Consider the following 25,313-nt stretch of genomic DNA (forward strand, 5'->3'; position numbering starts at 1 on the left):
CCCGACTCAACCCCTCGGCGTGTAATCGCGCCGCTGACAAAAAGAGTGACGATTCGGTTTCGTCACTCTTGCGGCTTCGGTTCTAGCGAGACGATCAATGTCTCGTCCACGACGTAATAAGGCCGTTTCGGCAACACTTTTAAATACCCGCCTTCACGTAATCGTGTCAAATCAAGTTGTAACGTCTGTTGGAATTTTCGGAGCGGTAATTTTTTTTCTTGTTCGAAATATAAATCGAGCGCCCGCTGGACTTGATCCATCTCATAGACCACTTCCCGTTCAGTTTCGGGAACGATGTGAAACGTCTCTTTGGACATGTAAAATCGCTGCCTCGGTTTGCCGGGTAAATGTTTCTTCAAACGCGCAAGGTCGATCTCCTGTGCTTCATCGAGGAGCACCGTCCGATTGACGCCTTTCGGCAACGTCTGCTCATACTCGTGGATCGCCTCTCGCAACTGAGGAAGCGTGATGTCGACTTCCTGTTCCGTCACTTCCTCTTTTTGCGTCAGCCGTTGCCACCAGTTTTTGCCTGATTTCGTTTGTCGCTCCATACACTCCCCCCTCTCCCCATTCTCTTCCCGATATCGTGCACCGTCTCACCTTATATTCGCACATTCACTAAAAAAACCTTCCTTTTTTCAAAGGAAGGTCAGTTGGCTTATTTCAATTTGTTACGGAGGACCATTTGCAAGATTCCACCGTGACGGTAGTAATCGATCTCGACTTCAGAATCGAAGCGGGCGACAACTTTGAATTCAGTCACCGTACCGTTCTCATGAGTCGCTTTGACGTTCAGGATATCACGTGGGCGGACCGATTCGTCGACTTGGATGTCGATCGCCTCTTCGCCTGTGAGTCCGAGTGAGTCCGCTGACTCTCCGTCCATGAACTGGAGCGGCAAGACGCCCATCATGACGAGGTTCGAGCGGTGAATCCGTTCGAAGCTTTGCGCGATGACGGCACGGATGCCGAGCAAGTTCGTTCCTTTGGCTGCCCAGTCACGTGACGAGCCCATTCCGTAGTCGTTCCCAGCGAAGACGACGAGGCCTGTGCCCTGCTCTTTATACTTCATGGCCGCATCGTACATCGGCATGATTTCGCCCGTCGGCCAGTACGTCGTGAAGCCGCCTTCAGTGCCTGGTGCGACTTGGTTACGAATACGGATGTTCGCGAACGTACCGCGCATCATGACTTCGTGGTTTCCGCGGCGTGAGCCGTACGAGTTGAAGTCGAGCGGTGCGACACCTTTTGATTGAAGGTATTGGCCAGCTGGTGTCGTTTTCGAGAATGCTCCGGCTGGTGAGATGTGGTCGGTCGTGACCGAATCAGCAAACTTCCCGATGACGCGGAGTCCGTTCAACGCATGGACGACGCCCGCTTCCGGCTCGAGGTTTTCGAAGAATGGCGGGTTTTGGATATACGTTGAATCGTCCGAGAAGTCATACAAGTTGCCTTCTGGCACGTCGAGGGCGTTCCAACGCTCGTTCCCTGTGAACACCGTGTCGTACTCTTTACGGAACGCTTCCGGTGAGACGACGTCTTGAACGACCATCTTGATTTCATCGTTTGATGGCCAGATGTCTTTGAAGAAGACCTCGTTGCCATCTTTGTCCGTTCCGAACGACTCGTTCATGATGTCGAAGTTGACCGATCCGGCGAGCGCGTACGCGACGACGAGTGGCGGTGACGCCAAGAAGTTCGCTTTCACGAGCGGGTGGACACGGCCTTCGAAGTTACGGTTCCCCGAGAGGACCGACGAGACGAGCAAATCGTTCGATGTGATCGCTTCTTCGACTTCGCGGTCGAGTGGACCCGAGTTTCCGATACAAGTCGTACATCCGTAACCGACGGTGTTGAAACCGAGTTGGTCGAGATACGGCGTGAGACCGGCTTTATCGAGGTAATCGGTAACGACTTTCGAGCCTGGTGCGAGCGACGTCTTCACGAATTTCGGAACCGTGAGACCGCGTTCGACGGCTTTCTTCGCGACAAGTCCTGCTCCGACCATGACGTATGGGTTCGACGTGTTCGTACAACTTGTGATCGCTGCGATTGCCACGTCACCTGTACGCATGTCGACAGCGCCGTCCGTGTAGTTGACAGCTGCCGTCTTCTCAAGCTCGGCTTTTTCAAGACCAAAACCGCTGTGTCCGGCTGGTGCTGTCACGCTGTCGACGAACGCCGTCTGAAGGTCTGACAAGTTGATCCGGTCTTGTGGACGTTTCGGTCCAGCGAGCGACGGCTCTACTTTCGACAAGTCGAGCGTGAGCGTTTTCGTGAACGACGGGTCGGCCTGGTCTGGCGTATAGAACAAGTCGTTCGCTTTCGAGTAGGCTTCGACGAGGTCGATCAATTCTTCTGGGCGACCTGTCGTGCGCATGTAGTTGAGCGTCTCTGTATCGACTGGGAAGAAGCCACATGTCGCACCATATTCAGGTGCCATGTTGGCGATTGTCGCCCGGTCCGAGAGCGGCATCGTGTGAAGCGACGGTCCGAAGAACTCGACGAACTTGCCGACGACTTTCTCGTTACGGAGCATCTCTGTGACGACGAGCGCGACGTCAGTCGCTGTGACACCCGGGTTGACTTCACCGACGATTTTGACGCCGACGACGTCTGGTACCGGGAAGTAAGACGGTTGTCCGAGCATGCTCGCTTCAGCTTCGATTCCACCGACACCCCAGCCGAGGACACCGAGTCCGTTGATCATCGTCGTGTGCGAGTCCGTTCCGACGAGCGAGTCTGGATAGGCGACATTGCCCGTTCCATCGTTCTTTTCGAGCACGACCGAAGCCAAGTATTCCAAGTTGACTTGGTGGACGATCCCTGTTGCTGGCGGGACGGCACGATAGTTGTCGAACGCCGTCTGGGCCCAACGTAAGAACTTGTAGCGCTCTTCGTTACGCTCGAACTCGATGTCCATGTTTTTCATGAGTGCGCCGGCGAAACCGTACGCATCGACTTGGACCGAGTGGTCGACGACGAGGTCGACCGGGATTTCCGGGTTGATCTTGTTCGGGTCTCCGCCGAGGTCGGCCATCGCTTTACGAAGTGAAGCGAGGTCAACGACCGTCGGTACACCCGTGAAGTCCTGAAGGACGACGCGAGCCGGTTTGAACGGAACATCGATGTCTTTCGAGACTTCGGCAGTACCCCATTTAGCCAAGTTCTCGACATGTTCTTTCGTGATGGCGCGGCCATCCTGCTGGCGAAGTACAGATTCGAGCAACACACGAATCGAGTACGGAAGTCGACTAAGTTCCGTCACCCCTTCTTCTTCAAGCTTTTTGAGCCGGTAATAATCGTACGCTTTGCCATTGACCTCGAACTGCGTCCGAGATTTGAAAGCGTCTAATACGTTCGTCTGTTCCATACGATATCCCCCTTTTTGAAAGCGGCGACTTCGGCATGTGCCGTAATCGCTTACTTATCACATGTTTATCATAATACAACTATAGCGTGACGTAAAATACATTCCGTCACAAATTAGTCATAAGTAAAACTTATCAAAATCAACCAAGTCACTGAAACAAAAAAAGACGGCCCTATGAAGAGCCGTCCATCCATTATTCTGCGCCGATCTCGACGTTGACGTCGAGGGCGTCGACGAGCGTGAGCTCATCTTCATACCGTTCTTTGAAGCGATCGAACGTGAACTCGTTGGCGAACAAGAACACGGGACGCTCCCAGCGGTCCGTCACGAGCATGTTGCGTGAGTCCTGGAACGGCTTGAGCGCCTTCAATTCCTTGTCCTTCACCCAACGGGCGACGCTGTATGAGACCGGCTCCATGCGGATGTCGACGCCGTACTCATTGTTCAAGCGATACTCGAACACTTCGAATTGGAGTTGACCGACCGCACCGAGATAAATCTCGTTATACTCGTTACGGTACACTTGGATGGCTCCTTCTTGGGCGAGCTGCTCGACACCTTTGTGGAAATGTTTCGACTTGAGCGAGTTGACCGGCGAGACGCGCATAAAGAGTTCTGGTGGGAACGTCGGCAACGCCTCGAACGCGATTTTTTGTTTCGATGTCGTGATCGTATCACCGATTTGATACGTGCCCGAATCATAAATCCCGATCACGTCTCCAGCGAACGCCTTGTCGACCGTCTCCCGGTCGTTGGCCATGAGCTGTGTCGACTGGCTCAACTTGATCTTTTTGCCCGTCCGTGTGAGCGTGACGTCCATGCCGCGCTCAAAGACGCCCGAACAGATGCGAACGAAAGCGATGCGGTCGCGGTGGGCCGGGTTCATGTTCGCTTGAATCTTGAAGACGAAGCCGCTGAAGTCCTCTGACGTCGGGTCGATTGGACCGACGTTCGACTTACGTGCCTCAGGCGCCGGTGACATATCAAGGTAGTGATTCAAGAATGACGTCACCCCGAAGTCGACGAGCGCCGTCCCGAAGAAGACCGGCGTCAATTTCCCGTGCTGGATTGCATCGACGTCGATTTCATTGCCGGCACCGTCGAGAAGATCGATTTCATCTCGAAGGTTCGTCAAGTTCTCTTCCGTCAAGTGATCGGCGAGGATTGGATCATTGACCCCATCCTCGTTCAACGTGAGCGTCGCTTTGTCACCACGGAACAAGTGCACTTCGTTTTTTAAGCGATCGTATACCCCTTCGAACTGCATTCCGCTCCCGATCGGCCAAGTCACGGCGACCGAAGGCATGCCGAGCACTTCTTCAAGTTCTTCCATGAGCTCGAGCGGATCTTTCGCTTGGCGGTCAAGCTTGTTCATGAACGTGAAAATCGGAATCCCGCGCATCCGACAGACTTGGAACAATTTCTTCGTCTGCGTCTCAATCCCTTTGGCCGCATCGATGACCATGACGGCACTGTCGACCGACGTCAAGACGCGATACGTATCTTCCCCGAAATCGTTGTGTCCTGGTGTGTCCATGATCGAGACGACCTTGTCTTGATAGACGAACTGCATGACCGATGACGTGACCGAGATTCCACGTTGTTTCTCGATCTCCATCCAGTCAGATTTGGCGTGTTTAGAGTTTTTGCGGGCTTTGACCGTCCCCGCTTCACGGATGGCTCCCCCGTGAAGGAGCAATTTCTCGGTGAGCGTCGTCTTACCGGCATCCGGGTGCGAGATGATGCCGAAAATACGCCGCTTCTCAACTTCTTGTTTTAATTGGTTCATGTATGGCTCTTTCCTTTCTGAACATTACGATTTACACTGGCTCTTGCTCATTGCAACGCTATCTATTCTAACGAAGCCCACGCGTTTCGTCCATCTTTATAGTAAGGAACGGATAGCTGTAGCTTTTGTATCTCCCCCCTTTTTTGTATACTTAGCTTGAATGATCGTGAAATGACAGAACGGGGGAAAGACGATGCCAGAAAACTTGGTGATGTATTTCATTGTCTTCTGGGGATTCGTGATGATCGGATTGATGTCGATCGGCGGCTACTTCATGTTCCGCAAATTTTTAAAACGAATGCCGAAAGAAGACGGGCGCTCACTCCTCGACATCGAGGATGATTACATCGACAAGACACGCCACTTATGGACACCGGAGACGCGTACATTGCTTGATCGTCTCGTCACACCGGTACCGGAGCTGTTCCGCGACGTCGCCATCCGAAAGATTGCGGGCAAAATCGGACAGTTCGCTCTCGAGACGCGGGCCCGTGAAATGACGACCGAGCTCGTCGTCAAAGGCTATATCGCCGCGACACCGAAACGGGACCATAAATTTTTAAAAAAGGCGCTTGAAGAAGAACAAATCGACTGGAAAATGTATCAACATTATTTCCAACAATGATGAAACGAGATGCCGGCCTTGGGCTTGGCATCTTTTTTTGTCTTCACCAGTTCAACTAAGTTATACGAAACGGAAATTGTGCCATACGAATACTAAGTCCAAAGTACCTTTTTTGGACGGATTAATTATTCTTAAATACCGTTCATAATATAGACAATATTAAAAACGATTACAATAAAGTGGTATGACCAATATTAGTATAACATGCATGGGTTTTAGCAATAAAAATGGATAGCTTTTCCTTTATTTACATTTCTATAATGTACGTATCTTGATTCCAAAAGGAGGTTTTCCGATGCATGATGTCACGCACGTCACGCAAACTGACAGCACTCGCTCCGCCGAAACAATCGTCGAGAGCCCTTCATTCCACAAGTTGATGCAAGAAAAGAACCGGTTCATTGTTCCATCCATCATCTTCTCACTCATCTTTTATTTTACGTTACCAATCTCCACGAGCTACTTCACGTTCTTGAACATCGCTGTCGCCGGTGAGATCACTTGGGCCTGGGTGCTCGCCTTCGCTCAATTCTTCATGACCTGGACGTTTTGTGTCATGTATAGCCGCCGGGCCCGCCGCTTCGACGAGCTCGTCGCAGCCATCAAACAAGAGGAGGAGGGACGATGAACTGGACAGCTATTCTTCTATTCGTCGCGATTGTTGGACTCACGCTCGTCATCACATTTTTCGCCGCCCAAAAGACAAAGACCGCAAGCGACTTTTATACGGCCGACGGTGGTTTGACCGGATTCCAAAATGGTCTGGCCATCGCCGGTGATTATATGTCGGCCGCTTCATTCCTCGGGATTGCCGGGATGATTGCCCTCGCCGGGTTCGATGGGTTCTTTTACTCGATTGGTTTCCTCGTTGCCTACCTCGTCGTCCTATATTTGGTCGCCGAGCCGCTCCGTAACCTTGGAAAGTATACGATGGCCGATATGATTGCGGCACGCTTCAACAAGCCGCGCGTGCGAGGGGTTGCCGCCATGAATGCTATCGTCATCTCCATCTTTTATATGATCGCCCAACTCGTCGGCGCCGGGGCACTCATCGAGCTCTTGCTCGGCATCCCCTACACGACGAGCGTCATCGTCGTCGGAATCTTAATGACCGTCTATGTCGTTTTCGGGGGGATGACCGCGACATCATGGGTACAGATCACAAAAGCCGTCTTGTTGATGATCGGGACCGCCATCATTTCATTCCTCGTGTTCGCCCGCTTTGACTTCTCCGTCTTCACCATGTTTTCCGAGGTCAGTAAGGCGACACCGCTCGGGGAGAGCTTCTTGAACCCTGGCAACAAGTTCAAGCTCCCGCTCGATACGATTTCACTCAATTTGGCACTCGTCCTTGGGACGGCCGGTCTACCGCACATTCTCATCCGCTTCTTCACGGTCAAGGATGCACCGACGGCACGACAATCCGTCGTCTATGCGACATGGGTCATCGGTGCGTTCTACATACTGACGATCTTCCTCGGATTTGGGGCCGCCGCGTTCGTCGGATCGGACGCCATCGTCGCCGCCAACCCGGCCGGGAACATGGCCGCGCCTCTCCTCGCCCAAGTGCTCGGCGGTGACTTATTGTTCGCTTTCGTGGCCGCCATCGCCTTCGCCACGATTCTTGCCGTCGTCGCAGGACTCGTCTTATCGGCGGCCTCGGCGTTCGCCCACGACTTTTATGGTCATTTCATCCGGAAGGGCGAAGCGACCGAAAAAGAACAAGTCACAGCGGCCCGGATCGCTTCAATCGCGGTCGCACTCGTCTCGATGGGACTCGCCTTCTTCGCCCAATCGATGAACGTCGCATTTCTCGTCTCTCTCGCATTCGCTGTCGCTGCCAGCGCGAACTTGCCGGTCATTTTGTTCACGATTTATTGGAGACGGTTCAATACGGACGGAGCCGTGTTCGGCATGGTCGTCGGATTATTCTCGTCGCTTTTCCTCGTCGCCATCAGCCCGAACGTGTGGGCACCGGATGGCTCGGCAATCTTTATCGGTGAGGCGTTATTCCCGCTCACGAACCCGGGAATCGTCTCGATCCCGCTCGGCTTCCTGGCCGCCATCGTCGGGACGTACGTGACGAAGTCGGACGAAGTCGCCGGAAACTTCGAACGCATCCTCGTCAAAGCGAACACCGGGATCGATGCCGAGACGGAAGCTGCCATGACGAAAAAATCTTCATAATCGACAAAACGGCGTCCCTCGCGAGGGACGCCGTTCATGTTGAAGCGATTTGTTTATATTTTTGGTACATGGCGATGCGCCATGGGACGATCATGCCCCAGGCAATCAAATAGAACAGTCCGCCCGTCGCGAAAATATTGACTTCGTCTCCGAGAAACGCCTTCATGACCGTCCGAATCGCCAATAAGACGAAGACGACGATAAAGAACGCTTTCGAGCGGGATAAGTACACCTCACCATCACGTTTCTCGAAGTTCGATGTCTTGATGAGAAATACGCTGAAAATCAATCCGACGATTAAAGCTTCTCCGACCTCGAGCCAAGTCAATCGAAACGCCGGGACGAGAAATTGCAACATTCCGGTCGACATCGCCAAGGGCGGAATCAAGATCTTTTTAGCATTCGTCGGACGTGCTGATGCTTTGACGCGAACGAAGCTCGCAATCAGGCCCATCATTAGTGCGACGAGGGTCGATCCCCAAAATATCGACATTCGGTCAACCCCTTTTAAAATCCGGTGAATCCTACTAATTCGCTCATCCAAGCAGCGAAGCGATTCATGCCATCAAAATATAATACGACGCCGAAGGCCATCATCAAATAACCTCCGAATTTTGCCACCTTGGCACTGTTGCGCGCCAAGTATTTGATTTTCCCGACAAATCTCGCCATGATGAGGAATGGGATGGCGAAGCCGATGACGTACGCCAACATATAGCCCATCCCTTGACTCGGGTTCGAGGCCGCGAGCGCGATGACACCGGCAAGAATCGGTCCGGTACACGGGGTCCATCCCGCCGCGAATCCAATTCCAATCAATGCCGTTCCAAAGTAGCCGCTTTTACGCTCCCCTAAAGCGAGCTTTTTCTCGCGCATCATGAAACTAGGTTGCCAAAGTCCCGCCAAAAAGACGCCGAATACGAAGATGAGGATGGCACCGAACATGCGCAAACTATCCTTATATTGAATGAATACGTCGGCAATGAGCGAGGTCGACAGACCGAGCACGAGGAAGACGATCGAGAAACCAATCAAGAATGAGAACGTGTGAAACCAGGCCGTGCGTTGTCGCAGTCCCTCGCTCTTTAAATCAGAGACTGAGACCCCAGTGATATACGATAAAAAGACTGGATACAACGGTAGCGTGCACGGCGATAAAAATGATAAGACGCCCGCCCCAAATGCGAGCCAAAGTGTGACTTCCATGCGATCTTCCACCTTTCAGCCCCATTATAGCGAAAACCTTTTCAAAATGCTCGCATCTTTTTCCGAGCACCTTACATGATTGAATTTGTAATCTTTGAAATGGAAATGAAACTTGTAAACGGTAGTGTTAGATGCTAAGATTTGGATATTCTTATTAGTCAGTATCGATCTTACAACGATGGGGGAAACACCGTGGCGGTCATCACAGCTGAAAACTTACATTATGCCATTGAACAGAAACGCGATGAACTGTATGAAATCGCCTCGCAGCACAGTTGGACGTCTCCAGAAGTGATTCATGTCAGCCAAGAATTGGACAAGCTGATTACACGTCACGTCCTAGCCATACACGCTTCAGACCACATAAATTAATCGAACCAAACGGCCCGTCCTTCCTTGAAGTGGCGGGCTTTTTCCATGGAAAAAAGACACCTTGACGGTGTCTTTTTTGTAATTTATGACATCAGACGTTGGCCAGATTGAAGTTCGTACATCTTTTTGTACAGCCCATCCTGTTTTAAAAGCGCCTGATGGTTACCTCGTTCGACGATCTCACCCCGATGAAGGACGAGAATCAAGTCGGCATCTTGAATCGTCGACAGACGGTGAGCGATGGCAATCGTCGTCCGTCCCCGTCTCATCCGATCGAGGGCGAGCTGGACACGCTCCTCGGTCTCGGTGTCAATCGAACTCGTCGCCTCATCTAAAATCAAAATCTTCGGGTCACGGGCGACCGTCCGGGCGAAGGCGAGCAGTTGCCGTTCCCCGCTCGAGAATGTCGCGCCGCGCTCACCGACCGTATGTCCGTAACCGGCCTCAAGCTTCTCGACGAACGTATGAGCTTGCACGAACTCGGCCGCTTCCCGGACTTTGTCCGAGTCGATCGTCGGATTGAACAGTTTCAAGTTATCCTCGATCGTCCCTGTGAACAAAAATGGATCTTGGAGCACAAGCCCGACTTTGGCTCGGAGCTCGGCTTCCTCGAACTGCTCGATCGGATACCCGTCGATCGTGATTTGGCCTGATTGATACGGATAGAACCGGGTCAACAGGTTGATGATTGAACTCTTTCCGCTACCCGTGTGACCGACGAGGGCGACCGTCTCGCCTGGTTTGGCGACGAATGATATCTGTTTCAATACATCGACTTCCCCATCGTAGCTGAACGTGACGTTCTCGAACCGGACTTCCCCGGAGCCGATTTCGGCAGGACCGGCAAGACTCTTTCCTGGAGCCGGTTCATCCGTGTCCAAGACTTTGAAGACACGGTCCGCCGAGACGACCGCCTGTTGAAACTCGCTCAAGCGTTGCATGATGTCGAGCACCGGACGGAAGATGCGCTCGATGTAGCTGATGAAGGCATAGACGACCCCGACCTGCACTTGCTCGGTCGTCGACAAGACGCCGTAATAGCCGAGCAGTCCAATGATGGAGAAGGCGAGCAACAGCTCGATGATCGGTCGCAGCAACATGCTGTCGAGCTTCAAGTTTCGATAGCGTGCCTCTTGGTGGGCCTTGTTCGTTTCTTCGAACTGGCGGACGAGCCGCTCTTCTTGTCGGAACTGTTGAACGATTCCCATCCCGTTGATCGATTCATTCAATTGCCCGTTCAGTTGTGACAACAAGTCACGCACTTGGGCAAAATATTTTGTCGAATAGCGGCGATACGCCCAGATGATGAGCCAGAACAGCGGAACAAGGACGAGCCCCATCGTCGCGAGCGTCGGTTCGAGGATATAAAGGAACACGTACGTCCCGACCAATTGAACCGCTGACTGTACGAACGTGCTCATTACCCCGACGTACAGTTCCTTGACGGCCTCGGTGTCGTTCGTGATTCGAGAGACAAGCACTCCCGCCGGAGTTCGGTCAAAGTAGGCGAGCCGCATCCCCATCACGTGACGGAAGATATCCATCCGGATGTTTTGCACGATCTTTAAGGCAATCTTTTGGAACGAGATCGACTGCAAGTAGTCGAAGATGATCGCCGACACATGCAAGACCAAATAAACAACGAGCAAGGTGACGACCCAGTTTGTCGGATAGACGCCAGGCGTCACGAACTCATCGATGAACACTTTGATTAAGAACGGTCCTGCGAGTTTTGCGCCGGTGGCGAGCAGCAAGAACACAAAAGCGAGTACGAGCGGACGTGCGTAGCGGTTCGTGTAGGCCAATAGGCGTTTAATGACCGCCCATTCCTGAACGTCATGCTTCATGGTGGCCACCTCCTTCGACAATCGCCTCGAGTTGTTGGCGATCGTACGTGTCTTTGTACCAACCGGGCTCGCGAATCAAGTCCTGATGACGCCCGCGTTGGATGATTCGACCGTCCTCAAGGACGAGAATTTCGTCGGCATGCTCGACCGCAGACAGTCGATGCGCCACGATCAAGCGGGACTGGTCAGGGTTCCCGGTCCGGAAATGCTCGATGATCGCCTCCTCCGTCTTCGCATCGACAGCCGAGAGGGCATCGTCGAGGATCAACACGTCCGCCTCAATCATGAGGGCACGTGCGATTGAAATCCGTTGCTTCTGACCACCCGACAACGTCACACCTCGTTCCCCGACGAGCGTGGCGTATCCTTCCGGCAGCCGCATGATGTCATCATGAACCTCGGCGATTTTTGCCACCTCCATGATTTCGTCGAGTTTCGCTTCCGGTTTGCCGAATGCGATATTGTTCGCAATCGAATCGCTGAACAAGAAATGATCTTGCGGGACGACGGCAACTTTATCGAGCAGGAGTGATTTTTTCACTTGGCGAATGTTGACACCACCGATTTTGATCGTCCCATCATGTACGTCATACTCTCGTGTCAACAAGCGTACAATCGTCGTCTTACCAGAACCGGTACGGCCGACGAGTCCGAGCGTCCGTCCGCGTTCGAGGCGGAATGTGACGTCTTGCAGGACGGGCGTCTCGTCATAACGGAACGCACGAATATCCGCTTCAATCTCCGAATGGGCGAGTTTCGTCGCCGCCATCGGATCATCCTGAATCTCAGGTTTGACGGCGAGCATCCGCTCAATCCGGTCGTAAGACGCCCGCCCTCGTTCGACGATATTGAACAGCCAGCCGAACGCGAGCATCGGCCATGTGAGCAAGCCGAGATAGGCGGTGAAACTAACGATCTGTCCGATGGTCAGCTCTCCTTGTTCAATCAAATACGCGCCATAACCAATCGACAAGATATACGAGAGGCCTACAATCCCGAAGATGGTCGGGTCGTACAAGGCGTCGATTTTCGCGACACGTACGTTTTTCGCCATGACTTCGTCGGATAGCTTCTCGAACGAGTCAACGTCGCGGCCGACTTCCCCGGTCGACTTCAACACCCGGACACCGCTGACGCTCTCTTGGACTTTATCGTTCAGTTCAGAGAACGCCGCTTGGGCGACCCCGAACCGATTATGTAAGAGTTTGCCGTATCGCGTCGTCAACGCGACCATGATCGGCAGCGGCAACAATGCCACGACCGTCAACTTCCAACTGATGGTCGTCACCATCGTGATGATGACGAACGTTCCCATGGTGATGCTATCGACGAGTGTCAAAATCCCCGCACCCGCCGTCGTCGAGACGGCCTGGACATCGTTTGTCGCATGGGCCATCAAATCCCCGACCCGCGACTTCTTATAAAACCGTTGATCTAAATCGGTGAAATGACGATAGAGCTGACTCCGCAACATCCGACCGAGGCGAATCGAAGCCCCGAAGATGAAGTATCGCCAGAAGAAACGGGCCACATAGTTCCCGATCCCGACGGCCGCGAGCCCGCCGAGCAACATCCATAATAAATCTGTTCCAAGCGTTCCCCGGTTGATTTCATCGACGATTCGTCCGATGATGCGCGGCGGTATAAGTTCGAGCGCCGCGACGAACATGAGTAAGACGATGCCGAGCGCATACGTCCGCCACTCGAGCTTGAAGAACCAAGCTAGTTGTTTGAATACACGAATTGGAAACACCCCCTATGTTGTCTTGAATTCAGACTATTCTATTAGATTAGCGAAAGTTTGTTCGATTGTCTAACAAAAACTGGATGAAAAAAGCACTTTGCGGGCGCAAAGTGCTTCGGTCAATCGAGTTTATTTCTTTTCGTTCTTCATTTGAACGTTCATGGCGCGCATCACTTGGTTGACTTTCTTCTGTGACGGCTTTTGACCCATTTGCATCATCAATGTACGAATCATATCTTCGTTGATCGGTGGGTTCTGTTCGAGGTAGTTCATCATGTATTTACGAGCGATAAAGAAACCGATCGCAATACCCCCGATTAGTGCTGCCACGATAAGAAGAATCCAGAATAATGTACTCAAGGCTTAACCTCCTCTACCATATGAAACATCGTTTTTTACTATACACTATATTACGCTAATTCGCTAGTCGTCTGAAAAAAAAGTGGTGACCCAAAACTCCGGGCCACCACTGATAGTAAGCGATTAAAGTGATTTGACAGCAGCGACGACGTTGTCGACCGACATGCCATATTCTTTCATGAGGAGATCACCAGGGGCAGAGGCACCGAACTTGTCGATTCCGAGCACTTTACCGCCGAATCCGACGTATTTGTACCAACCGAGCGTCGCGCCCGCTTCGAGCGAGACACGTTTCGTGATGGACGACGGAAGGACCGATTCTTTGTATTCTGCCGATTGAGCTTCGAACAATTCCCACGAAGGCATCGAAACGACAGCCGCGTTCACGCCTTCAGCAGCGAGTGCTTCGCGTGCTTCGACGAGGACGTGTACTTCAGAACCTGTACCGAGAAGGAGGACGTCTGCCTCGCTTGAGTTGCCCGCGACGACATAGCCACCTTTAGCTGCGTCTTCAATCGACGTACCAACGAGCTCTGGCAACGCTTGACGCGTCAAGACGAGAAGTGATGGTGACGTTTTCGTCGTGATTGCTTGCTTCCAAGCCGCGATCGTCTCTTTTCCGTCAGCTGGACGGAGAACAGACAAGTTTGGCATCGCACGGAAGCTCATCAAGTGCTCGACCGGTTCGTGCGTCGGGCCATCTTCGCCGACCGCGATTGAATCGTGCGTCAAGACGAACGTTGATGGGATTCCCATGAGCGCAGCAAGTCGAACTGCCGGGCGAAGGTAATCCGAGAAGACGAAGAACGTCGCGCCGTATGGGAGGACCCCACCGTGGAGCGCCATCCCGTTGACGGCTGCTGCCATCGCGAATTCACGGACTCCGAACCAGATGTTGCGGCCGGCTGGATCTTCATCGAAGTCCGCAGCGCCTTTGATCATCGTGTTGTTCGAACCAGCGAGGTCAGCCGAGCCTCCGAAGAGAGTCGGAACCGCTTTGGCGATCGCGTTCAATACTTCACCGCTCGTTTGACGAGTCGCTTTTTTCGAACCGATTTCGAACGTCGGCAATTCGCTGTCCCAACCTTCTGGGAGCTCGTTGTTCATCGCACGTTCGAACTGGGCACCAAGTTCAGGGTGTGCTGACTTGTAAGCTTCAACGAGTTCGTTCCAGTCCGCTTCATGCTTCGCGCCTGGCTCAACGACTTTATCGTTGAACAAGTCGTATACTTCGTTCGGTACGTAGAAGTTCTCGCCTTCCCACTTGTAGAACTGCTTCGTGAGTTCAATTTCAGCTTCGCCGAGTGGCGCACCGTGTGATGCCGATTTGCCTGACTTGTTCGGTGAACCAAAGCCGATAACCGTCTTCACTTCGATGAGGGTTGGTTTCGACGTTTCAGCTTTCGCTTCGTCGATCGCTTTCGCGATTGTATCGATATCCGTACCATCTTCGACACGGATCACTTGCCAACCGTAGGCGTTGAAACGATCTTCAACGCTTTCCGAGAACGATTTGTGAAGGTCGCCGTCAAGCGAGATATCATTTGAATCGTAAAGGACGACGAGTTTGCCGAGTTTCAAATGACCAGCGAGCGAGGCAGCTTCTGCCGATACGCCTTCCATCAAGTCACCGTCTCCGCAAATCGCGTATGTGAAGTGGTCAACCACTTTGAACTCATCGCGGTTGTACGTCGCTTCCAAATGTTTCTCTGCCATTGCCATCCCGACAGCCATGGCGATCCCTTGTCCGAGCGGTCCAGTCGTCGCGTCGACACCTGCCGTGTGACGGTACTCTGGATGTCCAGGCGTTTTCGAATCCATTTGGCGGAACGATTTGAGGTCGTCCATTGAGAGATTGTAACCAGATAAGTGAAGAAGCGAGTACAAGAGCATCGAACCGTGTCCCGCTGAAAGGACGAACCGATCACGGTTGAACCAGTTCGGGTTTTTCGGGTTGTGACGCATTTTGTCCGTCCAAAGTGTGAACGCCATCGGAGCCGCACCCATCGGCATACCCGGGTGACCTGAGTTCGCTTTTTGGACCGCATCGATTGAGAGTGTCCGAATCGAGTTAATCGCTAATAATTCTTTAGTAGTTGTTTCCACTAATTTCATCCTCTCTGTTGTTAACAAAGTTTCTACCCGTCATATTTTAGCACACTCATTCGTGTGTCACAACTAATTAATTAGTATAACACATTAAATGGAATCGTTTACTTCCTTTCGTTTGAAAACGCATCAATGAGTCCCCCTGATCAACGTTCGCGTATAACAAACATGCACATCCTATATGAAATAGGATGTGCATTCATGGTCATTCTGAGCGGTAACGTTCCTGCTCATCTTTTAATTTTTCTGGCGTTACGTCGTTTCCTTCCGGATCGACGACCTTCATTCCCATCATTTGTGATTTGAATGATTGGCGGAACGCTTGCAAATATTGTTGGCGCAGCGCTTGCTGCTCATCCATCTCTTGTGGTGACAGACCATCTGTCTTTGCTTTGTTGGCGAGGAAATTGATTCGCTCCAATTGTTCAGGTGCTAGCATCGGGCTCGCCCCCTCTCTACTGAATTTGTCCTTCTACTGTACAAAATCAACGAGCAGGAATCAAGTTTCTGGTACCGACACGTGCTCCAAGTAGCGCCGGTTCACGGTCGCTTTCGATACCTCATAACCAAAACCGCGGAGGGTGGCGGCAATTTCAGCGAACGTGAGTCCACGTTCACGCAATTGGACGATTTCTTCAATCGGAACTTCGATTCGGCTCCGGCCTCCCTGGTCATGGTGCTGGATATTCCGATGCGGATTAAATCCGTTCGCGACCGCCCGACGCATTCCGCGTGAAATTTTAGCGTTATGGATCTTACGTTGATACTCTTCGACGACACTGACGATCTCGAGCACCATCTTCTCGGCGTCGGAGACGATATATTCATCGGACGACTGCATCGTCAACAAGCGCACGTTATGTTTCATGAGCGTATGCAAGATAGCGATTTTTGCATTTCCCCGTCCGAGACGACTGTCGTCGCTCACGAGCACGGCATCGAGATCGGACGTCGAGACGTGCTCCAATAGATCGAGCAGTCCCGCCCGATTGACCTCATACCCGCTCTCTTGTTCACTGATCACATCGACAACCTCAGCCTCAAGACGTCTCGCCATCTGCTTCAACTCGTCCGCCTGACGACTGAGCGACGTCTCTTGGGTGGACTTGTTCGTCGATACGCGACAATAAATGACGACTCGCATCGCGTCACTTCCTTTCTTTCCATTCGCCCTCTACGATACACAGGATGAAGGGATGTTCGCAATCAGAAACGATTATTCGGCGGCGAACCACGTCGTCTTGTCGTCTTTTTCATCATCTCGCTCAGCGAGAATGTGCGCTTCGAGCGTCTCCGCCTCTTTCAAGGCGACTTCTTCTTCAATACTGTGTTCGACTTTTTGTTCGGTCACGACGACCGCTTCGTTGTCGCGAAGCTCTCCGACCGCGAAAAATACGAACATACCGAGTGCCAACATGCCGACTAAGATGATTCCATTGATTGTGTCTCTCATAATCATTGCCTCCTGGGAATAAGAATACACGTTCTCGAGAACGTCTGTTCGTTTATCTGTTCTCATCATAAAACAAGAACTTCTGTTCGGTCAAGCAGAAAAAACGAACGAATGTTTGTGCGCTCATGTGTTCTTGTGTTAAACTAAACCCATAAAGAATAGGATGCGTTCGCAGGTTATTCGACATAATCGAGGTGAAATCCATTGAAAAAAATGTCAGCAAGACAACAACAGATTCTTGATTTTATAAAAGCTGAGGTCCGGGCGAAAGGGTATCCCCCTTCGGTCCGCGAAATTGGCGAGGCTGTCGGGCTCGCATCGAGCTCGACTGTACACGGTCACTTGGACCGTCTTGAGAAGCGTGGATTGATTCGACGTGATAAGACGAAGCCACGCGCCATCGAGATTTTGGATGAAGAGATGTCCGTCGTCGAAGACCACGATGCCGTCATGTACGTGCCGGTCATCGGGAAAGTCACAGCCGGTACGCCGATCACGGCCATCGAGAACGTGGAAGAACACTTCCCGCTCCCGGCTCACGTCGTCGGTTCCGACAACGTCTACATGCTCTCTGTCTCAGGAGACTCGATGATTAACGCGGGGATCTTGGATGGGGACCGCGTCCTCGTCCGTCAACAGAACACGGCCGACAATGGAGAGATTGTCGTCGCCATGACGGATGAAGGTGAAGCGACCGTGAAGCGGATTTATAAAGAAGCTTCGAAAGTGCGTCTTCAACCGGAGAACGACGAACTCGAAGCGATGTATTTCGATAACGTGTCGATTTTAGGGAAGGTCATCGGTGTATACCGCACGATTCACTAATGGCTAGTGGCAAGACACATACCCGTACGAATCTCGTGGCAATCGGTGCTCTTGCGATTGCCACGCCTTTTATTGACATCGATGTTCCGACCGTGTTCCTGCTTGGCGCCCTCATCGGGACGTTCTGGCTCTCCCCGGATCTCGATTTGAAGTCGGACGCCTATTATCGATGGGGACCGCTTCGGGGCTTTTGGCTCCCTTATGTGAAGATTATGCCCCATCGGTCGTTATTCTCGCATTTTCCGCTCTTGAGCGATCTGATCCGGGTCATCTATCTCGGTTTCCCGCTCACGCTTCTGCTCACGGTCACGCCGTATGAGGAAGCTATCAGATCGTGGCTCGACCTGAACGGGGCAGCATGCTTCTTCGGACTCGTTTTCGCGACGACGCTACATACGACGCTCGACTATGCGTCCACGTTCTTAAAACGTGCGTTTTAATCAGATCGTTATGCTACACACCCAAAAAGGGCAACCCGTCTAAATAGACAGGGTTGCCCTTTTTTGAACCGTTTATTATATAGAAGTTCAACAACTTTTATGCAACATGACATGATTTTCAGCCACTTCTCGTCCATTTACCAACAAGACGACACGATGCTCCCCTGGATAATGCCGACGGGTCGTCAAATCTGACCAGTCGTGCACTCTGGTCGCTGCAAGTCGCGCGCCCCCAGCGACGGTTCTATTCGCTAGCAGGAATGCTTTACGACTCGCTTTCCCGTTGGCTTTTATAAACTCAATCGCGTATTCGATACGAACATAAGCAGCATCCCCTGGACGAATGGACACATCGTACTGAATCTCGCACGCCTCCCCTATGCGGATCACGTTCGGATGTATAGAAATCGATGAGTCGACGGTTAAATTTGTTTCCTGCGTATAACCGAATATCGTTAACGCGTCAGGATGGGCTGACTTGATCAGTGTCCGGCATCCGTGTCTAATGATCCAATCGGTATGAGGATGCTCGCCCTGCCATCGTCGCGAGACTGCGAGTACAGCTTCTGGGTGATCTTTCGAGATATCGTTGAGGTTGTTAGCGACACTTTTTCTCACATATAATGATGGATCTTCTTTTAACAACTCTAAAATCTCCAACACTGGAGCTGGGTCTTCTTTGAACATCGGTAACGATTCCGCCCACGGAAGGCGAGGACGACAACCCTCACTCGCCAAACGCCGAACATGTTCGTTCGGATGAATTGCCCAAGCTGTCATTTGGTTCATCACACGTGTTGGATCCCGCAACAAAAAAGGTCTGATGGCGAATTCAGAAGACGACGTCTGCGTGAAGCGTTCGAGCGCTGACATCGAGCGTTCCCAATACCCTTCTGCCTGCCCGTACACTGCTACAAAGTCCGGGAAAAACAAATAAGGAAAGCCGACGCAGTCATCTGCAATTTCAACCAATACGTCCAAAGCTGATTCGTAATTCTGTGGCAAATACTGACCTAGTTTTATCGAAATACGTCGAGTACGCCCTTTGAGTGCCAACGCTTCCCACGATTCATCTATGATTGATGCGATCAAAGCCTGTACGTCAAATGACGGATACACGGTTTGAATACGTCGTCCAAATTCCAACAAAAAGGTCTCATCATACACGTCTTTTAATGGTGTTGCCACTTCTCGTCCCCCTATCCCATTCCATTACATTTATAGTGATATACATTCTCCCTCATTATATTGATTAGTTGAAGCGAATTATAGAAAAAGAGTCCTGAATGAGCACTTCATACGAAGACTCGTTCAGGACTCTGATTTTAAAGGGAATATCCCTTATTAGTCGACTTAGTAGAGCGTCATGTACTGATCGCGCTCCCACTCTGTCACTTGCGTACGGAACATATCCCACTCGATTTCTTTCAACTCGAGGAAGTGCTCACCGATATGTTCACCGAGTGATTCCATGACGACTTTGTCGGTACGGAGTACTTCGAGCGCGTCGAAGAGCGTAGCCGGAAGGTCGTCAATCCCGTTAGCAACACGTTCTGGCTTGTCCATGACGTAGATGTTGCTATCGATCGGCTTCGGAGCCGCCATTTCTTTCTCGATTCCATCAAGACCTGCAGCCAATAGCGTGGCCAAAGCGAGGTACGGGTTCGCCGCCGGGTCGACCGAACGTACTTCGATCCGTGTCGAGAGGCCACGGGCCGCTGGTACACGAACGAGTGGTGAACGGTTGCGCGCGCTCCATGCTACGTAGCAAGGTGCTTCGTAACCAGGAACGAGGCGCTTGTATGAGTTGACAGTCGGGTTACAGACAGCCGTGAACGCACGAGCGTGCTCGAGAATCCCTGCCGTGAAGGCGCGAGCCGTGTCAGAGAGTTCCATTTCGCCGTTTGGATCGTAGAAGACGTTCGTGTCACCTTTGAAGAGCGACATGTTGGCGTGCATCCCTGAACCGTTGACACCGAAGAGTGGCTTCGGCATAAACGTCGCGTGAAGACCGTATTTCGCTGCGATCGTCTTGACGACGAGTTTGAACGTTTGGATGTTATCGGCCGTCGTGACCGCATCTGCGTATTTGAAGTCGATCTCGTGCTGACCTGGTGCGACTTCGTGGTGTGATGCTTCGATTTCGAAGCCCATGTTTTCGAGCTCGATGACGATCTCTTTACGGCAGTTCTCGCCGAGGTCGACCGGTGCCAAGTCGAAGTAACCGCCTTGGTCGTTGAGTTCGAGTGTCGGTTGGCCGTTCAAGTCTTTCTTGAAGAGGAAGAACTCAGGCTCTGGTCCGACGTTGAACGCTGTGAAGCCGAGCTTCTGCATGCGCTCGAGGTTACGCTTCAAATTGCCGCGCGGGTCACCGCTGAACGGTTTGCCGTCCGGCGTATAAATATCACAAATCAAGCGAGCGACTTTACCGCTGCCGTCTGTCCACGGGAAGACAACCCATGTGTCAAGGTCTGGATAGAGGTTCATGTCTGATTCCTCGATGCGTACGAACCCTTCGATTGAAGAGCCATCGAACATCATCTTGTTATCAAGTGCTTTGTCCAATTGGCTGATCGGTACCTCGACGTTTTTGATCGTACCGAGGATATCCGTGAATTGAAGACGAATAAAGCGTACGTCCTCTTCTTGTGCGATGCGTTTGATGTCTTCTTTCGTGAACGTTTTTCTGGCCATGGTGAAATGTCCCCTCTCACATTGTGTAATGGTTAGTGTACTGGCGTCATCGATAAAAACGTGACAGCTCACCTTGAATGAGCGACGTCTTATTGAAACGGCCAGCTTCTTGAAGCTGTGTTTTCAATAATTTGTGTAACTCTTGTTCAGAGATCTTCGGTGCTTCATCGACCGGCGGCTTTGGTGATTCCGCATCTTTGGCGTCCGTGTTGTCGAGCATATGACGAATCGCCGCCAAGTTGAAGCCTTGGTCGATAAAATCCTTGATCGTGAGTAGACGTTCGACATCATTAAAGGAATAGAGCCGTCGTTTCGATTCCGTCCGACTAGGCGAAATTAGACCCTGTTCTTCATAGTACCGAATCTGTCTACCTGTCAGCTGTGTCAAATCTTGAACGATTCCAATCGGAAACAACGGGTTGGAGCGACGAAATTGATCGGCCATCTCTTACTCCTCCTTTTCTGTCTCACACTGTGAGAATAATATATGACAACTTACCTGTCAATAGATGTTAAGAAAGTTAACATGACATTTCGGTTACAACTTCTGTGAGATATTGTCACGGTCAAATGTGACGAGCTCTTTCGTCCGCAATTGGCTCAAGGCGAGCATGAGCGCGACCTTGACGTGGGCGTAAGTCAATCCGCCTTGGACGTATGCCGTGTATGGAGCCCGGAGTGGTCCATCGGCCGACAGTTCAATCGATGAGCCTTGAATGAACGTCCCGGCCGCCATGATGACGTCATCCTCATAGCCCGGCATATAGGCTGGTACCGGCAACGCGTGGGCATTGACCGGTGACGCCATTTGGATGCTCTGACAGAAGGCGATCATCTTGTCACGGTCGCGGAACGTCACCGATTGAATCAAATCGGTCCGGGGCGTCGTATAATGCGGGTCGGTCTCGAAACCGAGCAATCCGAGCAGGCTCGCCGTCAAGTGTGCCCCTTTCAACGCTTGGGCGACCGTATGTGGCGCCATGTAAAACCCTTGGTACATCTCTTGAAGCGAGTAGAGTGACGGACCGGCCTCGCTCCCGATGCCTGGCGTCGTCATGCGGAACGAACAGCGTTCGACGAGTTCTTTCGTCCCGGCGATATAGCCGCCCGTCTTCGCCAAGCCGCCACCCGGGTTCTTGATGAGCGAGCCGGCCATGAGATCGGCCCCGACATGGGTCGGTTCGATCGTCTCGACGAACTCGCCGTAGCAGTTGTCGACGAAGATGAAGACGTGCGGATGTGCCGCTTTGATCTTCCTGATCGCCTCACCGATTTCTTGGACCGGGATGCTGCGACGATTGGCGTAACCTTTCGAGCGCTGGATGCCGACGAGCTTTGTCTCAGGACGAATCCGTCCGATGACGGTCTCGACGTCGATTCGGTCCTCTTTCAGCTCGACAGTGTCGTAGCCGACACCGAGCTCTTTGAGCGACCCACGGCCGTCTCCCCGAATCCCGACGATCTCTTCGAGCGTATCGTACGGCTTGCCGGTGATATAGAGCAGCTCATCTCCTGGCAACAACACACCGAACAAGGCAATCCCGATGGCGTGTGTCCCGGAGATGATTTGCGGACGGCATAGGGCGAGGTCCGCCCCGAACACGTCGGCGTAGATCGACTCGAGCGTGTCGCGCCCGATATCGTCATAGCCGTACCCGGTCGTCGGATTGAAATGGAAATCCGACACTTTGTGTTTCTTGAACGACTCGAGGACACGGTATTGGTTGAACTCCGCCGTCGCCTCGATCGTTTCAAAATATGGTTTTACCCGTTCTTCCGCCTCGGTCACGAACGGGGCCAATTCATCATAGTACGCAATCTTTTCTTGCCACATCATTGTTTCACACCTCAAATGGTTTCAGCGTCGCATATAGACGCGTGTCTTCTCTCATATATCCGACGAGTTCGACCGAACCGTCATCGAGGAACTTCTCCTCGAGACGATACATCGAATCTTTGGCCGGATGGTAATGCTCGAACGAGCGGACCGGCAAGACGACGTGTACTTTCGTCAACACATCCGCAATCTTATCTTCAATCGCGCCGATGAGCGTCTCGATATCGGTCGAATCGAGCGCCGAGATGACGAGCGGTCCGCCGACGAAGTCTTCGGTCAACCGGTCTTTCTTATTGTATACCTCGAGCTGCGGTACCTCACTCGCCCCGAGTTCCGACAAGACCGAATTCGTCGTGTCGATTTGGTTCATGTAATGCGGATTCGATGCGTCGATGACGTGCAAGACGAGGTCGGCCCCGAGCACTTCCTCGAGCGTCGAGCGGAACGCGGCGACGAGTTTCGTCGGCAAGTCCCGGATGAATCCGACCGTGTCCGTGATCAACACTCTACCGCCCCGCGGCAACTCGAGCTCGCGCGTGAGCGGGTCGAGCGTCGCGAACAGTTCGTCCTGTTCGTACGTATCCGCATCCGTCAAGCGGTTAAAGATTGTCGACTTCCCGGCGTTCGTGTAACCGACGAGCGCGACTTGGAACACACGGTTTTCTTTCCGACGCTCCCGGTAACGGTCACGGTGCGCGACCGTGCCTTCGAGATTTTTCTTGATTTCATCGATGCGGCGCTTGATGTGACGACGGTCGGACTCGAGTTTCGTCTCACCCGGTCCCCGAGTCCCGATTCCGCCACCGAGACGTGACAACTGCGTGCCTTGTCCGATCAAACGTGGGAGCAGGTAGTTCATCTGAGCGAGCTCGACTTGGAGCTTCCCTTCTTTCGATTGGGCCCGTCCGGCAAAGATGTCTAAAATCAATTGCGTCCGGTCAATCAGTTTCATCTCGTCCGGGTCGTTCAGCGAGATGCGGATATTCTTCGATTGGGCCGGCGACAGCTCGGCGTTGAAGATGACGATGTCCGGCTCGAACTGTTCGATGAGCACCGCGAGCTCCTCGACCTTCCCTTTCCCGATGAATGTGCGGCGGTCGACTTGTTGCCGTTTCTGATCGAGACGGGCGACGACCTCACCTCGTGCCGTATCGACCAATTCGACGAGTTCCCCCATCGATTGTTCATATGTCCAATCGTCGACGGTCGGTAATTGACACCCGACGATAATGACTTTCTCTCGTTGCATAAAAATCCCTCATTCCTATAAGTCTCATCCTCCATCTTACCACGAAACGACGAATGGAGAACGTCCGTTTGTGGTACGATATGAGGAGAAGGAGGAACGTCCATGACGAAACGTAGAAAAGAGTATCCATTGCCTGAATATATCGAGGCGTACTTGTTCCATCTCGGCGCGAGCGGCCGTCAACCGTCGACGCTGAAACGCTATCGGTACGATTTGATCGATGTGCACAAATACTTTCATGACCATAACGTCGAGCTCGATGCCCCGGAGGCGTGGCTCGCCGTCCCGCTCGAATCGTGGAAGACGTTCGTCAACGACTTCCTCATCGAGGAGAAGCAATATCAACAGGCGACGGTCGCCCGGATTGTCACCGTCATCAATAGCCTGACCGTCTTCTTGAACCCGCTCCGTAAGAAGATGCTGACGTATGCGCAACCGGCCCACACGCTCACCGTCGACCAGATCGCCTTGCCTGCCGAGTTCAACAAGCTCGTCCGGACGATCCGCTCAACAAGCGGTCTGAGCGAGAATCAGCTCCAGGCGCACCCATATCTCGTCAACCGAAACGAGTTGATTGTCACGCTGTTCTATAAATACGGTCTCCGGGTCCACCATATCATTCGTCTCCGGATGAACGACCTGCATCTCGCGAGCCATGAGTTCGACGTCTATGACCGGCTCGGCAACCGGTTCACGTTGAAACTCAGTCAAGAAGACCAAACGCTCCTCATGAACTACTTGGCCGACATCCCGACGCCCGTCCGTCCGCGCTGGTACTCGGACGACCCCGTCTTCGTCTCGTTCGACTTCGCCCGAATGACATTCCGCTGGGTGTATGCGAAGAACCAGCCGAAACAGTTGACGATCGTCATGATCACGAAGATGATGCGCCAATTGAACGAACGGAGCGGTCTCACCCGCTCGGTCACACCATCGATGCTCCGGAACGCCCACGTCTTGAAGACGTACGCGACCGACATGACGTCACTCGAGCGGATGAATGTGACATGTATGCATAAAGAGTCATCACTCCGGCGCTACGAACAGGCGTACGCGGAGTTCGGTAGCGAACTCTACGGCGAACAAATCCCAAACGAAAACCCCGCCTTGTAACTGAAGTGCTCCCTGTCAAGTAGACAGGACAAATAATGAAAACCAGCCTAGGCGGCTTGAGACCTGTATTCGACAGGGCTCAAGCCGTTT

The 25,313-nt window shown here is 52.4% G+C and carries 24 protein-coding genes; 7 read left to right on the plus strand and 17 right to left on the minus strand.

The window, feature by feature from the left end:
- Nucleotides 1–62 precede the first annotated feature (62 nt).
- The 3 genes from KNP78_RS07860 to KNP78_RS07870 form a co-directional block, all read right to left on the minus strand.
- Nucleotides 63–551, minus strand: a complete 489-nt coding sequence (locus KNP78_RS07860) for a DUF3939 domain-containing protein (RefSeq protein WP_084592824.1) — start codon at nucleotides 549–551, stop codon at nucleotides 63–65.
- A 107-nt stretch (nucleotides 552–658) separates the two neighbouring features.
- Nucleotides 659–3,373, minus strand: coding sequence for an aconitate hydratase AcnA (gene acnA, locus KNP78_RS07865; protein ID WP_214797549.1), 2,715 nt, complete (start codon nucleotides 3,371–3,373; stop codon nucleotides 659–661).
- A 193-nt stretch (nucleotides 3,374–3,566) separates the two neighbouring features.
- Complete coding sequence (locus KNP78_RS07870; protein WP_034777779.1) at nucleotides 3,567–5,162, minus strand: peptide chain release factor 3; 1,596 nt, start codon at nucleotides 5,160–5,162, stop codon at nucleotides 3,567–3,569.
- A gap of 193 nt (nucleotides 5,163–5,355) precedes the next feature.
- Between KNP78_RS07870 and KNP78_RS07875 the strand changes: the two genes are divergently transcribed.
- The 3 genes from KNP78_RS07875 (at nucleotide 5,356) to KNP78_RS07885 (ending at nucleotide 7,974) form a co-directional block, all read left to right on the plus strand.
- The gene (locus KNP78_RS07875) at nucleotides 5,356–5,787 is read left to right on the plus strand and encodes a DUF2621 family protein (RefSeq protein ID WP_034777781.1); all 432 of its coding nucleotides are present in this window, start codon (nucleotides 5,356–5,358) and stop codon (nucleotides 5,785–5,787) included.
- A 295-nt stretch (nucleotides 5,788–6,082) separates the two neighbouring features.
- On the plus strand, nucleotides 6,083–6,415 hold the full coding sequence (locus KNP78_RS07880) for a DUF485 domain-containing protein (RefSeq protein ID WP_214797550.1): 333 nt from the start codon (nucleotides 6,083–6,085) through the stop codon (nucleotides 6,413–6,415).
- On the plus strand, nucleotides 6,412–7,974 hold the full coding sequence (locus tag KNP78_RS07885) for a solute symporter family protein (protein ID WP_138859341.1): 1,563 nt from the start codon (nucleotides 6,412–6,414) through the stop codon (nucleotides 7,972–7,974). The genes KNP78_RS07880 and KNP78_RS07885 overlap by 4 nt, the downstream gene beginning before the upstream one ends.
- A gap of 34 nt (nucleotides 7,975–8,008) precedes the next feature.
- On the opposite strand, the gene KNP78_RS07890 is transcribed toward KNP78_RS07885, so the two are convergent.
- Nucleotides 8,009–8,461, minus strand: a complete 453-nt coding sequence (locus tag KNP78_RS07890) for a CcdC family protein (RefSeq protein ID WP_034779932.1) — start codon at nucleotides 8,459–8,461, stop codon at nucleotides 8,009–8,011.
- A 20-nt stretch (nucleotides 8,462–8,481) separates the two neighbouring features.
- Complete coding sequence (locus KNP78_RS07895) at nucleotides 8,482–9,180, minus strand: cytochrome c biogenesis CcdA family protein (RefSeq protein ID WP_114166290.1); 699 nt, start codon at nucleotides 9,178–9,180, stop codon at nucleotides 8,482–8,484.
- Nucleotides 9,181–9,372: 192 nt separating this feature from the next.
- Between KNP78_RS07895 and KNP78_RS07900 the strand changes: the two genes are divergently transcribed.
- A complete protein-coding gene (locus KNP78_RS07900; RefSeq protein WP_034777785.1) occupies nucleotides 9,373–9,552 on the plus strand; it encodes an aspartyl-phosphate phosphatase Spo0E family protein in 180 nt (59 codons plus the stop codon).
- Nucleotides 9,553–9,635: 83 nt separating this feature from the next.
- On the opposite strand, the gene KNP78_RS07905 is transcribed toward KNP78_RS07900, so the two are convergent.
- The 7 genes from KNP78_RS07905 to KNP78_RS07935 all read right to left on the minus strand — a co-directional run bounded on the left by KNP78_RS07905 (nucleotide 9,636) and on the right by KNP78_RS07935 (nucleotide 17,065).
- Nucleotides 9,636–11,399, minus strand: coding sequence for an ABC transporter ATP-binding protein (locus KNP78_RS07905; RefSeq protein ID WP_214763194.1), 1,764 nt, complete (start codon nucleotides 11,397–11,399; stop codon nucleotides 9,636–9,638).
- Entirely contained in the window at nucleotides 11,389–13,143 is a 1,755-nt protein-coding gene (locus KNP78_RS07910; RefSeq protein ID WP_214763582.1) for an ABC transporter transmembrane domain-containing protein, read from the minus strand. Before KNP78_RS07910 ends, KNP78_RS07905 begins: the two co-directional genes overlap by 11 nt.
- 129 nt (nucleotides 13,144–13,272) lie before the next feature.
- Entirely contained in the window at nucleotides 13,273–13,503 is a 231-nt protein-coding gene (locus tag KNP78_RS07915) for a YneF family protein (protein ID WP_021067584.1), read from the minus strand.
- Between the two features lie 123 nt (nucleotides 13,504–13,626).
- Nucleotides 13,627–15,618, minus strand: a complete 1,992-nt coding sequence (gene tkt, locus KNP78_RS07920; RefSeq protein WP_214823577.1) for a transketolase — start codon at nucleotides 15,616–15,618, stop codon at nucleotides 13,627–13,629.
- A gap of 199 nt (nucleotides 15,619–15,817) precedes the next feature.
- Nucleotides 15,818–16,051 carry a DUF896 domain-containing protein gene (locus tag KNP78_RS07925; RefSeq protein ID WP_034777788.1) on the minus strand — a complete coding sequence of 78 codons (234 nt, stop codon included), beginning with the start codon at nucleotides 16,049–16,051 and terminating at the stop codon, nucleotides 15,818–15,820.
- A gap of 60 nt (nucleotides 16,052–16,111) precedes the next feature.
- On the minus strand, nucleotides 16,112–16,756 hold the full coding sequence (locus KNP78_RS07930) for a YneB family resolvase-like protein (protein WP_138859337.1): 645 nt from the start codon (nucleotides 16,754–16,756) through the stop codon (nucleotides 16,112–16,114).
- 72 nt (nucleotides 16,757–16,828) lie between these two features.
- The gene (locus KNP78_RS07935) at nucleotides 16,829–17,065 is read right to left on the minus strand and encodes a hypothetical protein (protein ID WP_214823578.1); all 237 of its coding nucleotides are present in this window, start codon (nucleotides 17,063–17,065) and stop codon (nucleotides 16,829–16,831) included.
- 204 nt (nucleotides 17,066–17,269) lie between these two features.
- On the opposite strand from KNP78_RS07935, the gene lexA reads away from it, so the two are divergent.
- Together lexA and KNP78_RS07945 are read left to right on the plus strand one after the other, a co-directional pair.
- Nucleotides 17,270–17,890: a transcriptional repressor LexA gene (gene lexA / locus KNP78_RS07940; RefSeq protein WP_021067589.1), complete on the plus strand. Its 621-nt coding sequence runs from the start codon at nucleotides 17,270–17,272 to the stop codon at nucleotides 17,888–17,890.
- The gene (locus KNP78_RS07945) at nucleotides 17,890–18,330 is read left to right on the plus strand and encodes a metal-binding protein (RefSeq protein ID WP_214797552.1); all 441 of its coding nucleotides are present in this window, start codon (nucleotides 17,890–17,892) and stop codon (nucleotides 18,328–18,330) included. Before lexA ends, KNP78_RS07945 begins: the two co-directional genes overlap by 1 nt.
- Before the next feature lie 87 nt (nucleotides 18,331–18,417).
- On the opposite strand, the gene KNP78_RS07950 is transcribed toward KNP78_RS07945, so the two are convergent.
- The 5 genes from KNP78_RS07950 to hflX form a co-directional block, all read right to left on the minus strand.
- Nucleotides 18,418–19,518 carry a DNA alkylation repair protein gene (locus KNP78_RS07950; protein WP_214797553.1) on the minus strand — a complete coding sequence of 367 codons (1,101 nt, stop codon included), beginning with the start codon at nucleotides 19,516–19,518 and terminating at the stop codon, nucleotides 18,418–18,420.
- A 165-nt stretch (nucleotides 19,519–19,683) separates the two neighbouring features.
- Nucleotides 19,684–21,024, minus strand: coding sequence for a type I glutamate--ammonia ligase (glnA, locus tag KNP78_RS07955; RefSeq protein ID WP_034777799.1), 1,341 nt, complete (start codon nucleotides 21,022–21,024; stop codon nucleotides 19,684–19,686).
- A gap of 46 nt (nucleotides 21,025–21,070) precedes the next feature.
- Entirely contained in the window at nucleotides 21,071–21,469 is a 399-nt protein-coding gene (locus KNP78_RS07960) for a MerR family transcriptional regulator (RefSeq protein ID WP_214797554.1), read from the minus strand.
- 93 nt (nucleotides 21,470–21,562) lie between these two features.
- The gene (locus tag KNP78_RS07965; RefSeq protein ID WP_138860295.1) at nucleotides 21,563–22,858 is read right to left on the minus strand and encodes a methionine gamma-lyase family protein; all 1,296 of its coding nucleotides are present in this window, start codon (nucleotides 22,856–22,858) and stop codon (nucleotides 21,563–21,565) included.
- A 7-nt stretch (nucleotides 22,859–22,865) separates the two neighbouring features.
- The gene (hflX, locus tag KNP78_RS07970) at nucleotides 22,866–24,110 is read right to left on the minus strand and encodes a GTPase HflX (RefSeq protein ID WP_214753199.1); all 1,245 of its coding nucleotides are present in this window, start codon (nucleotides 24,108–24,110) and stop codon (nucleotides 22,866–22,868) included.
- Nucleotides 24,111–24,212: 102 nt separating this feature from the next.
- On the opposite strand from hflX, the gene KNP78_RS07975 reads away from it, so the two are divergent.
- Nucleotides 24,213–25,223 (plus strand): site-specific integrase, encoded by a 1,011-nt coding sequence (locus KNP78_RS07975; protein ID WP_214753197.1) that lies wholly within the window; start codon nucleotides 24,213–24,215, stop codon nucleotides 25,221–25,223.
- The last annotated feature ends 90 nt before the right edge of the window (nucleotides 25,224–25,313 follow it).

The organism is Exiguobacterium sp. s28, assembly GCF_018618135.1.
Classification (GTDB): Bacteria; Bacillota; Bacilli; order Exiguobacteriales; family Exiguobacteriaceae; genus Exiguobacterium; species Exiguobacterium mexicanum_A.

Coding starts and splice junctions, on each gene's coding strand:
- KNP78_RS07960 (WP_214797554.1), bottom strand. CDS start 21,469: ATGGCCGATCAATTTCGTCGCTCCAACCCGTTGTTTCCGATTGGAATC.
- KNP78_RS07975 (WP_214753197.1), top strand. CDS start 24,213: ATGACGAAACGTAGAAAAGAGTATCCATTGCCTGAATATATCGAGGCG.
- KNP78_RS07885 (WP_138859341.1), top strand. CDS start 6,412: ATGAACTGGACAGCTATTCTTCTATTCGTCGCGATTGTTGGACTCACG.
- KNP78_RS07870 (WP_034777779.1), bottom strand. CDS start 5,162: ATGAACCAATTAAAACAAGAAGTTGAGAAGCGGCGTATTTTCGGCATC.
- KNP78_RS07895 (WP_114166290.1), bottom strand. CDS start 9,180: ATGGAAGTCACACTTTGGCTCGCATTTGGGGCGGGCGTCTTATCATTT.
- KNP78_RS07965 (WP_138860295.1), bottom strand. CDS start 22,858: ATGTGGCAAGAAAAGATTGCGTACTATGATGAATTGGCCCCGTTCGTG.
- KNP78_RS07935 (WP_214823578.1), bottom strand. CDS start 17,065: ATGAGAGACACAATCAATGGAATCATCTTAGTCGGCATGTTGGCACTC.
- tkt (WP_214823577.1), bottom strand. CDS start 15,618: ATGAAATTAGTGGAAACAACTACTAAAGAATTATTAGCGATTAACTCG.
- KNP78_RS07905 (WP_214763194.1), bottom strand. CDS start 11,399: ATGAAGCATGACGTTCAGGAATGGGCGGTCATTAAACGCCTATTGGCC.
- KNP78_RS07945 (WP_214797552.1), top strand. CDS start 17,890: ATGGCTAGTGGCAAGACACATACCCGTACGAATCTCGTGGCAATCGGT.
- hflX (WP_214753199.1), bottom strand. CDS start 24,110: ATGCAACGAGAGAAAGTCATTATCGTCGGGTGTCAATTACCGACCGTC.
- glnA (WP_034777799.1), bottom strand. CDS start 21,024: ATGGCCAGAAAAACGTTCACGAAAGAAGACATCAAACGCATCGCACAA.
- acnA (WP_214797549.1), bottom strand. CDS start 3,373: ATGGAACAGACGAACGTATTAGACGCTTTCAAATCTCGGACGCAGTTC.
- KNP78_RS07860 (WP_084592824.1), bottom strand. CDS start 551: ATGGAGCGACAAACGAAATCAGGCAAAAACTGGTGGCAACGGCTGACG.
- KNP78_RS07880 (WP_214797550.1), top strand. CDS start 6,083: ATGCATGATGTCACGCACGTCACGCAAACTGACAGCACTCGCTCCGCC.
- KNP78_RS07925 (WP_034777788.1), bottom strand. CDS start 16,051: ATGCTAGCACCTGAACAATTGGAGCGAATCAATTTCCTCGCCAACAAA.
- KNP78_RS07930 (WP_138859337.1), bottom strand. CDS start 16,756: ATGCGAGTCGTCATTTATTGTCGCGTATCGACGAACAAGTCCACCCAA.
- KNP78_RS07875 (WP_034777781.1), top strand. CDS start 5,356: ATGCCAGAAAACTTGGTGATGTATTTCATTGTCTTCTGGGGATTCGTG.